The following is a 9769-nucleotide window of genomic DNA, read 5'->3' as shown; positions in this document are numbered from 1 at the left end:
TGGCGCGCCGGCGCGAAGCCCGCGCCGCTGCGGCGATTCCGCGAGCGGCTTCGGCGGCGGAGCGGCCTCCGCGCGAGGCGGGAAGCGGCCGGAAACATATACGGTTGGACCAAGCGTTCCACAATCTCTTCGTCATCATACTCAGCCTTTAACCTGCAATATTGGATTCTGAAACTGTTCGCTTTCCGCCCCCCGATCTCCTTGTGGCAAATACTTGAACGGACGAGAATCAGGTCCAACGTCCCGGTTGAATCGCCGCATTCAACGATATGTATGCGCCGCGCGCACGGCTTACGTTTAAAGATTGCATGAACCCGTCCCGCGCGGCAAAAAACCCTCCGCCCCGATGCCGTGCCGGGTGTGGGAGGGTTTTTGTCGGGGGCGCCGCCGGACCTCGGCCAGAGAACGGCCGGACCTTGCCGCGGGCCGCCCGCGCCGGGGCTAGCCCTGCTGCACGAACAAGTCGCTCATGATCGCGAAATGCCCGTTGATCCAGTCCAGCGCCGGACCCGGCACGATGCCGAGCGCGACCGTCGCGGCCGCGCACAGCCAGATGACGATGCCGCTCGGCACCGGCACCCGGACGAGCGCTTCGCTCGTCGATCGCATGAACATTTGGCGGATCAGCCCGAAGTAGAAGTAATACGAGATGACGCTGCTCGCGACCATTATGGCGGCGATCCAATAGTCTTTGGACTGGGCGGCGCCAAGGAGGATGAACAGCTTCCCGAAGAACCCGCCCGTGACCGGCAGGCCGGCAAGGGAGAGCAGGAAGACCGTCATCGCCGCGGCCGTCCAGGGCGCGCGGTAGTACAAGCCCGCGAAGCCGCCGATCTCGTCGTGGCCGGCCGACTTGGCGATGACGCCGATGACGGCCAGCGCGCCGATCGTCATCAAGAGATATGCCGCCAGGTAGAAGACGAACTCGCCGAAGCCCGATGCGTGCATGCCTTTGATGGCGAGCCCGATCGGGACGAGCAGATAGCCGGCGTTGGCCACGCCCGACAGCGCGATGAGGCGCTTGACGTTGTACTGCCGCAGCGCCATGGCGGAGCCGACGAGCATCGCGGCGGCCGCCAGCACGAGCAGCGCGAGGAAGACGTCGTTCGTGAGCGGCTTCCCCGGCGAGGACGCGAAGAACGCGAGATTATAGATGATCCGGAAGAGGACGGCGAACGCGGCTCCCTTCGAGACGACCGCCAGGAAGGCGGTGACCGGCGTCGGCGCGCCCTGATAGACGTCCGCCGCCCAGTAGTGGAACGGCGCCGCCGCGATCTTGATGCCGAACCCGACGATGAGGAAGAAGAACGCCACGTACAGGATGGCGGGATAATCGATCGCGTGGTCCTTCAAGCCTTGGGCGATCGCGCCCAGGTTCGTCGCGCCCGTGATGCCGTACAGGTACGACATTCCGAACAGGATGACCGCCGAGGAGATGCCCCCCTGCACCACGTACTTGAACGCGGCTTCGACCGACTGGGCGACATGCTTGCGGATGCCGACGAGCACGTACGTCGTGATGCTGAGCAGCTCGAGCCCGATATACAGCGTGATCATATCGCCCGAGGACGCCATGATCATCGCGCCGCAGACGGCGGGCAGCAGCAAGTAATAGAATTCTCCGCGGTCCGGAATGTCCGAGCGCTTGACCGTGCCGAGGCTCATCAGCACGATGAACGCCGTCGCGACCAGGAAGACGATCTTGAGCAGGCTCGAGAAATAGTCGATCCGGTAGCTGTCCGCCATGAGGCGGACGACGCCGCCGCCGGCCGGTTTGTCCGTCAGCTCGGCGAGCCGCCAGACGACGAAGCCGAGCGAGGTCAGCAGGCCGGCGAGGGTGATCCATCCCGTCGCCGCGCGCCGCGGCAGGAACAGGTCGAACACCGCCAGCCCGATCGCGAAGACGATGAGTATCCATTCCGGGGCCAGATAGGCCGCATCGCTCCAGGAGAGCGACTGCAGTTGTTGTGTCGCGTCCATCGTCCTACCTCCCCGCCTTATCGGATAGCTGCTGCAGCAGCGCGTCGAAGCCGTGCTTCATCGGTTCCGTCACGACGGCCGGGTAGATCCCGATCAGGACGATGAACGCGACCAGCGCGATCATCGGCACCGCCTCGACGAGCCGCACGTCCCGCACGGCGGTCAGCCGCTCCGGGAGCGCGCCGAACGTGATGCCGAGCACGCTGCGCAGCACGTACACCGCCGTCAGGATCACGCCCAGCACGGCCAGGCCCGCGAGCACCCGCTGCGTGTCGAACGCGCCGAGCAGCGAGAGAAACTCGCCGACGAAGCCGGACAAGCCCGGCAGCCCGAGCGAGGCCATGCCCGCCGTCAGCAGCACGCCGCTCAGGAACGGCATGCTGCGTGCCAGGCCGCCGAGATCCTTCAGCTCCGTCGAACCGGCGCGTTCGTGGATGCTGCCCACGAGCAGGAACAGCAGCGCGGAGATCAAGCCGTGCGAGACGAGCTGGACGACGGCGCCGTGCAGGCCGATCTCGTTCAGCGACGCGATGCCGAGCAGCACGATGCCCATGTGGCTGATCGACGAATACGCGAGCACGAGCTTGAATTCCTTCTGCACGAGCGCGAGCACCGCGCCGTACAGGATGTTGACGACCCCGAGAATCGCGAGCACCGTCGCCCAATCCTTCGTCTGGACCGGGAACAGGAAGACGCCGAACCGGAGCAGGCCGTATGCCCCCATCTTGAGCAGAACCCCGGAGTGGATCATGACCACCGAAGGCGGCGCTTCCGCGTGGACCTTCAGCATCCACGTATGGAACGGGAACACCGGCAGCTTGATGCCGAACGCGATCAGGAGCAGCAGGAAGATCGCCCAGCGCATCCGTTCGGACAAGTACAGCGGATTATCCGTCCCCTGCGCCTGCTCCGGCGACACATTGACGTAGGCGTCCGGACTCGCCATATTCGCGCCGATGACCTCGTAGCTGCCGCTGTAGGACAAATGGGTTTCCTGCTTCTCCGGCAGCTGTTCCGCCCGGAAGCCCGCCGTCGCGACGAGCAGGACGAAGGCCACCAGCATGATCGCGGAGCCGATGCCGTTGTAGATCAGGAATTTGTTCGCGGCCCGCTCCCGGTTCATGAAGCCCCAGATGCCGATCAGGAAGAACATCGGAATGAGCGTCATTTCGAAGAAGACGAAGAACAGGAAGACGTCCCGGGCCAGGAAAACCCCGATCATCCCGACCTCCAGTACCAGGAACCAGCTATAGAAGGCTTTCCACCGCTTCTTCACGTGCACGGACGCGAGCGCCGCCATGAACCCGACGATCGTCGTCAGCAGCAGCAGCGGCATGGAGAGTCCGTCCACGCCTAGATGGTATTGAAATTGCATCGTGTACGAGCTGACGTCGCCGACCGCTTCCTTGTTGAGCGAAGCCGAAATCCAGGTGGCCGTCTCCTCGAAGGCTTTGCCGCCCTGGGCGCCGTCGTAGCCGGCGTACAGCCAGAACGAGAGCAGCAGCGGGAGCGCCGTCGCCGCAATGGCGACGATCTTGATCCACCGGCTGTTCTGCTTCGGCAGGAACAGCAGCGCGAGGAGGCCGAGCAGCGGCGAAAACGTAATGAGCGTCAAAATCGGAAGATCCGCGAGCATTACCAGAACCTCCTTAACGCGATAGCCGCGATGAGGATGATGAGTCCGAATACGGTGACGAGCCCGTAGGTCTGAAGCTGACCGTTCTGCAGCCGCGTGCCGCCGCGGCCGACCAGGAAGGCCGCGCCGCCGAACGCCCGCACGAGGCCGTCGACCACGAATTCGTCCATGATGCTCAGGAGCCCGCCGAACGCCCGCAGCGGACGGACGATCGCCGCCTCGTAGAACTCGTCGACGTAATATTTGCGCTCCAGCAGCCGGGTGAGCCAAGGCGCCCGCGACGAGACGAAATCCCGCGCGATCATGCCCTTGACGAACACGAGCCAGCCCACGTACAGGCCGAGCAGGCCGATGGCCGCCGAGATGACCATCACGAGGCCGCCGCCGCCGTTCTCCCGCTCCGCGCCGTCCGTCAGCCAGGCGCCGAGCGTGTCGTTCCACGGCGTCTGCACGAAGCCCGCGACGACCGCGAGCACGGCCAGCACGACGAGCGGCACCGTCATCGACGGCGGCGATTCGTGCGCGCCCCGCTCGCCCTTGGGCTTGCCCATGAAGACGAGGAAGAACAGCCGCGACATGTAGAAGGCGGTGAAGAACGCCGCGACGACGCCGATCACGAACAGCCCCGGCTTTTCGTGGTACGCGATGTTCAGGATCATGTCCTTGGACCAGAAGCCCGAGAACGGCGGAATGCCGGAGAGCGCCAGCGTGCCGATGCCGAACGTCCAGGCGGTGATTTTCATCTTGGACCCGAGCCCGCCCATCTCCTGAATGTTCTGCGTATGTACGGCGTGGATGACGCTGCCCGCGCCGAGGAAGAGCAGCGCCTTGAAGAACGCGTGCGTGAACAGGTGGAAGATCCCGCCGGTCATCGAATTGAGGCCCAGCGCCATCATCATGTAGCCGAGCTGGCTGACCGTGGAGTACGCGAGCACGCGCTTGATGTCGTTCTGCGCCACGCCGATGGTGGCCGCGAACAGCGCGGTGAACCCGCCGATGTACGCCACGATGTCCATCGCCGTCTGCGAGGCCTGGAAGATATCGAACGTCCGCGCCACCAGATAGACGCCCGCGGCGACCATCGTCGCGGCATGGATGAGCGCGCTGATCGGCGTCGGGCCTTCCATGGCGTCCGGAAGCCAGACATGCAGCGGGAATTGGCCGGACTTGCCGACCGCGCCGACGAAGATCAGCACGGCGATCCACGTCGTGACGCTTGCCGCGATGACGCCGGAGCCGTTCTCGAACGCGTTGCCGATCCGCACGAAATCGAGCGCGTGGTCCGGCATGTACCAATAGAGCAGCAGGATGCCGAGCAAGAGGCCCGCATCCCCGATCCGCGTCACGATGAACGCTTTCTTCGCGGCCGCCTTCGCCGCCGGCTTAGTGAACCAGAACCCGACGAGCAGGAACGAGCAGACGCCGACGAGCTCCCAGAAGATGTACAGCGTCAGCATATTGTCCGCCAGCACGAGACCGAGCATGGAGAACGTGAACAGCGCGACGTAGCCGTAGAAGACGGATATTCGCTCGTCGCCCTTCATGTAGCCGGCCGAATAGACGTTGACGAGGAAGCTGACCGCCGTCACGACGACGAGCATCAGCGCCGACAGATTCGTCACCTCGTAGCCGGCTTTCAGCGTCACGCCGCCCATGTCGATCCAGTCGAAGGCGTATTGGTAGTAGCTCGCGCCGTCCCGCATATGCTCGGCCAGCACCAGCAGCGCGACGACGAGTCCCGCCAAGGAGCTGATCGAGCCGATCGTCGCGCCGATCATGCGCGAGGAGCGCCCGAACGCAAGCAGCAGCAGGAACGCGACGAGCGGGAAGAGCGGGATGATCCAGGCCAACTGCGAAAAGGTCGTGTCCATGCGCGCTTACCTCCTCATCTCGTCGTAATCGTCCACGTTGACGGTGCCGCGCGCCCGGTACAGCGCGATCAGGACGGCGATGCCGACGGCCGCCTCCGCCGCCGCGACGGCGATGCTGAAGAGCGTGAACATTTGGCCCGTCAGCGAAGGCACGACGCCGTACTTGGAGAACGCGACCAGATTCAGATTGACCGCGTTCAGCATGAGCTCGATGGATAACAGGACGACGACGGCGTTCCGCTTCGTCAAGGCGCCGTACAGCCCGAGACAGAACAGAATCGCCGCCATCGTCAAATAGGAAGACAACATGTCAGTCCGCCTCCTTCTTGGCAAGGACGATCGCGCCGATGAACGCCACCGTCAGCAGCACGGAGACCAGCTCGAAGGGCACGACGTAGCCGGTGAACAGCGCCTGGCCGATCGCCATCGTGTTGTCCGCCGCCTGGCCGGCGGCCGGCGCCGGCTCGGGAAAGTCCGACTGGCGGATCGCGTAGAACAGAATGCCGAACAGCGCGAGCGCGCCGATCGCCGTCAACGTCTCGTGCGCCGTCCGCGGGCGCTCCTCGCCGGATTCCTGATGCTTCGTCATCATGATGCCGAAGATCATCAGGATCGAGACGGCGCCGGCGTAGATGAGCACCTGCACGAAGGCCAGAAATTCGGCGTCCAGCAGGATGAACATGCCCGCGATGCCGATGAACACGGCGGCCAGCGACACCACCATGTGCACGACCTTCGCGAAGCTGACCATGAGCACCGCGCCGCTGATGATCAGGACGGAGAAAACGAAAAAGGCGACAAATTCGCCGCTGAAGTTAAACTGGAACATGCGCTATTTCGCTCCTCCCTTGGCCGCGGCGGGAGCGCCGATGTTGTTGTTGTCCTGGCGCACGTGCGTATTGTTGTCGTCCAGCCAGCGCATGTCTTTGAACAGCTCGTCGCGGCTGTAGGCGGCCAGCTCGAAATTGCCCGTCATGACGATCGCTTCCGTCGGGCATACCTCCGTGCACAGGTCGCACAGGATGCAAATCTCGAAATTGATGTCGTACGTGTCGATGACCTTCCCCTTCTTCTCGGGATCCGGATTCGCTTTGCCCGTGAGCGTGATGCATTCCGTCGGGCAGACGCGCACGCATTGGTTGCAGACGATGCATTTGTCCGGCTCGAAATGCTGAATGCCGCGGAACCGGTCCGGCATGACGATGGGCACGTCGGGATAGGAGGTCGTCACTTTTTTGCTGGTCATGGAGCGCATCGTAACGCCAAGCCCTTTCAACAGACCTTTCATACCTTCTCCCTCCTCCAAGTTTTGTGCGGAGCCGTTGTCGGGGATCCCGGCAAGTAAAACAAAACTGCTTCGGAAGCTTATGCTTCGTTTTGCGCGGAGCCGTTGTCGGGGATCCCGGCAAATTGAACTATCCTGCTTCGGACGCGAACGCGAACGTGTAATGGAAGACGCGCGGTTACTTCACGAACAGCTCCATATATACCGCGGTCAGAAACACGTTCAGAATCGCCACCGGCAGCAGCACCTTCCATCCGAGCCCCATGAGCTGGTCGATCCGGATCCGCGGCAGGGTCGCCCGAATCCAGAATAGGAAGAAGACGATCGCCGCGAATTTCAGCAGGAACCAGATGATCCCCGGCACCCAGTCGAGGAACGGAAACGGCGCGTGCCAGCCGCCCAGGAAGAGCACCGTGGTGAGGGCCGCGATCGCGTAGACGTAGACATACTCCGTCAGCATGAAGAACGCGAAGCGGAAGCCGCTGTATTCGACGTGATAGCCGGCCACGAGCTCCGATTCCGCCTCCGGCAGGTCGAACGGCGTCCGGTTCAGCTCCGACACCGCCGCGATGATGAAGACGACGAAGCCGATGATCTGCGGGAGGAAGTTCCACTGCCAGAACCAGTCGCCCTGCTGCTCCGCGATGGAGCGCAGGTTCAGCGTGCCCGACAGCATGACGACGCCGACGACGGAGATGACGAGCGGCACCTCGTAGCTGATCATCTGCGCGGCGGAGCGCATGCCCCCGAGCAGCGCGTACTTGTTGTTGGACGACCAGCCGCCGAGGATGATCGCGATCGTCGAGATGCCCGACAGCGCCACGTAATAGAGCAGGCCGACGTTGATATCGGCGAAATACAGCTTCTGCGTATACGGAATGACCGCGAGCACCGCGAACGCCGGCACGTACGCCAGCGCGGGCGCGAGGATGAACAAGGCCCGGTCGGCCTTGCGCGGAATCGTATCTTCCTTAATAAGGAGCTTGAATATATCGGCGACCGTCTGCAGCAGCCCCCACGGGCCGACCCGGTTCGGGCCGATCCGGAACTGCATCCAGCCGATGACCTTCCGTTCGAAGAAAATCGCGTACGTCACGAAGCCGAGCACGACGAGGAGCAGAATGACGCCCCACAGGAAGAACAGGAGCGCGTGTCCCCAGGTCAGCGTTTCGTCCAGCCAAGCGCCCATCAGCAGTCGACCTCCCCGACGACAATATCGATGCCGCCCAAAATCGTAATGAGGTTCGTCATCGTCTCGCCGACGAGCAGCTTCGGCAGGATTTGCAAATTGACGAACGACGGGCGCCGGAACTTCAGCCGGTATGGCTCCGCCTTGCCTTTGGAGACGATATGGCAGCCGATCTCGCCGCGCGGCGATTCGATGCCGACGTAGAGCTCGCCGGCCGGCGGCCGGATGACGCGGGGCACCTTGCCCATGACGTCGCCCGGGCCGGGGAACTGCGCCACCGCCTGCTTCAGGATGCGCAGCGACTGGCGGATCTCCTCGAGCCGGATGTTGTACCGGTCGAAGCAGTCGCCGTTACGGCCGAGCGGCACGTCGAATTCGAAGCGCTCGTACAGGCTGTACGGCTTGTTTTTGCGCAAGTCCCAGTTGACGCCCGTAGAACGCAGGTTCGCGCCCGACAGGCCGAAGCCGATCGCGGTGTCCGCGTCGTAGCGCCCGACGCCCTTGATCCGGGCGAGGAAAATCTCGTTGCCGCTGACGAGCCGGTCGTATTCGTCCAGCTTGCCTTCCATATAGGGGATGAAGTCGCGCACCTGCTCGATCCAGCCCGGCGGAGCGTCCCACTTCACGCCGCCGACGCGCATGTAATTGTACGTCAGCCGCGCGCCGCACAGCTCGTTGAACAGGTTGATGATGATCTCGCGGTCGCGAAAGGCAAAAAGAAACGGGCTCATCGCCCCGATGTCGAGCAGGTACGTGCCCCACCAGACGAGATGGCTGGCGACGCGCTGCAGCTCCATGACGATCAGCCGCATGAACTCCGCGCGCTCCGGCACCTCGAGGCCCATCATTTTCTCGACGGCGTGGCAGAGCACGTAGTTCGTCGTCATCGCGGACACGTAGTCCATCCGGTCGGTGTACGGGATGATTTGGGTATAATTCAATTCTTCCGCGAGCTTCTCCGTCCCCCGGTGCAGATACCCCATGACCGGCGTCGCTTCCGTGATCACTTCGCCGTCGAGCTTGACGATGATCCGGAACACGCCGTGCGTGCTGGGATGCTGGGGACCGACGTTAAGCAGCAGTTCTTCGGTACGAATCACGGCTCGTCACACCTCCGGGTCCAACGGTTCGTAATCTTTGCGCAGCGGGTGGCCTACCCAATTGTCCGGCATCATGATGCGCCGCAGATCCGGATGGCCGGGGAAATCGATGCCGAGCAGGTCGTAAATCTCGCGCTCGTTCCAGTTGGCCGTCGCCCAAACGGGGACGACCGACGGCACCGAGGGCGCTTCGCGGTCCGTCTTGACTTTAAGGGCGATTTCCTGACCGGACTGCAGGGAAACCAGGTGGTACGCCACTTCGAGATGCGTCTCGTAATCGACGCCGGAGACGTTGCGGAGATAATCCATGCGGAGCGACGGATGCGACTTCGCCAGGGCCGCGGTCGCCCGCAGCCGGTCGCCGCGCACGATCAGGGTCGGCCGGTGGCCGTCCAGCTCGTTGATATAGGCTTCGTCGATCGCGTCCTCCGCGACCTGCGCGCGGACGAGCTCCGACGCCAGGTCGAGCAGCGGCTGCATCGGCGACGGCGGCTTCGGCTCCGCGGGCGCCGCCGCTTCGCCATCGGCCGCAGCCTTTGCCGCCGCGCGGGCCGCGCGCGCTTCCGCGGCGGCTTTCAGCTTCGCTTCCTTCTCGGGATCGGCCGCGGGCGCGTCGCCCGCGGGGGCGCCGCCCACGGCCGCGGCCTTAGCCGCCGCTCGGGCCGCGCGCGCTTCCGCAGCGGCCTTCAGCTTCGCCTCGCGCTCGGG

9 protein-coding genes are annotated in these 9769 nt (G+C 63.9%); all 9 read right to left on the bottom strand.

Annotation, left to right across the window (positions count from 1 at the left end; translation table 11 throughout):
- Positions 1-441 precede the first annotated feature (441 nt).
- Positions 442-1980, bottom strand: a complete 1539-nt coding sequence (locus I8J29_RS32945; RefSeq protein WP_208851491.1) for an NADH-quinone oxidoreductase subunit N — start codon at positions 1978-1980, stop codon at positions 442-444.
- A 4-nt stretch (positions 1981-1984) separates the two neighbouring features.
- Complete coding sequence (locus tag I8J29_RS32940) at positions 1985-3616, bottom strand: complex I subunit 4 family protein (protein WP_208851490.1); 1632 nt, start codon at positions 3614-3616, stop codon at positions 1985-1987.
- The gene (gene nuoL / locus I8J29_RS32935) at positions 3616-5487 is read right to left on the bottom strand and encodes an NADH-quinone oxidoreductase subunit L (protein ID WP_208851489.1); all 1872 of its coding nucleotides are present in this window, start codon (positions 5485-5487) and stop codon (positions 3616-3618) included. The genes I8J29_RS32940 and nuoL overlap by 1 nt, the downstream gene beginning before the upstream one ends.
- Positions 5488-5493: 6 nt before the next feature.
- On the bottom strand, positions 5494-5796 hold the full coding sequence (gene nuoK, locus I8J29_RS32930; RefSeq protein ID WP_090642561.1) for an NADH-quinone oxidoreductase subunit NuoK: 303 nt from the start codon (positions 5794-5796) through the stop codon (positions 5494-5496).
- A 1-nt stretch (position 5797) separates the two neighbouring features.
- Complete coding sequence (locus tag I8J29_RS32925; RefSeq protein ID WP_208851488.1) at positions 5798-6316, bottom strand: NADH-quinone oxidoreductase subunit J; 519 nt, start codon at positions 6314-6316, stop codon at positions 5798-5800.
- Between the two features lie 3 nt (positions 6317-6319).
- Complete coding sequence (gene nuoI / locus I8J29_RS32920; protein ID WP_090642558.1) at positions 6320-6775, bottom strand: NADH-quinone oxidoreductase subunit NuoI; 456 nt, start codon at positions 6773-6775, stop codon at positions 6320-6322.
- Positions 6776-6950: 175 nt separating this feature from the next.
- Positions 6951-7961 carry an NADH-quinone oxidoreductase subunit NuoH gene (nuoH, locus tag I8J29_RS32915; protein ID WP_090642556.1) on the bottom strand — a complete coding sequence of 337 codons (1011 nt, stop codon included), beginning with the start codon at positions 7959-7961 and terminating at the stop codon, positions 6951-6953.
- Complete coding sequence (locus tag I8J29_RS32910; RefSeq protein ID WP_208851487.1) at positions 7961-9061, bottom strand: NADH-quinone oxidoreductase subunit D; 1101 nt, start codon at positions 9059-9061, stop codon at positions 7961-7963. The genes nuoH and I8J29_RS32910 overlap by 1 nt, the downstream gene beginning before the upstream one ends.
- 6 nt (positions 9062-9067) lie before the next feature.
- Positions 9068-9769, bottom strand: a 702-nt coding sequence (locus I8J29_RS32905; RefSeq protein WP_240546657.1) for an NADH-quinone oxidoreductase subunit C, incomplete at its 5' end; no start/stop codon positions are given.

Origin of the sequence: Paenibacillus artemisiicola (genome assembly GCF_017652985.1) — a bacterium.
Taxonomy (GTDB): domain Bacteria; phylum Bacillota; class Bacilli; order Paenibacillales; family Paenibacillaceae; genus Paenibacillus_Z; species Paenibacillus_Z artemisiicola.
The sequence above is the reverse complement of the archived record's forward strand: the minus strand, read 5'-3'. Positions and strand labels throughout refer to the sequence as shown.

What these genes read in the sequence shown, in the direction of transcription:
- I8J29_RS32945 (WP_208851491.1), bottom strand. Translation starts at nt 1,980, where the DNA reads ATGGACGCGACACAACAACTGCAGTCGCTCTCCTGGAGCGATGCGGCC.
- nuoL (WP_208851489.1), bottom strand. Translation starts at nt 5,487, where the DNA reads ATGGACACGACCTTTTCGCAGTTGGCCTGGATCATCCCGCTCTTCCCG.
- nuoI (WP_090642558.1), bottom strand. Translation starts at nt 6,775, where the DNA reads ATGAAAGGTCTGTTGAAAGGGCTTGGCGTTACGATGCGCTCCATGACC.
- nuoK (WP_090642561.1), bottom strand. Translation starts at nt 5,796, where the DNA reads ATGTTGTCTTCCTATTTGACGATGGCGGCGATTCTGTTCTGTCTCGGG.
- nuoH (WP_090642556.1), bottom strand. Translation starts at nt 7,961, where the DNA reads ATGGGCGCTTGGCTGGACGAAACGCTGACCTGGGGACACGCGCTCCTG.
- I8J29_RS32925 (WP_208851488.1), bottom strand. Translation starts at nt 6,316, where the DNA reads ATGTTCCAGTTTAACTTCAGCGGCGAATTTGTCGCCTTTTTCGTTTTC.
- I8J29_RS32940 (WP_208851490.1), bottom strand. Translation starts at nt 3,616, where the DNA reads ATGCTCGCGGATCTTCCGATTTTGACGCTCATTACGTTTTCGCCGCTG.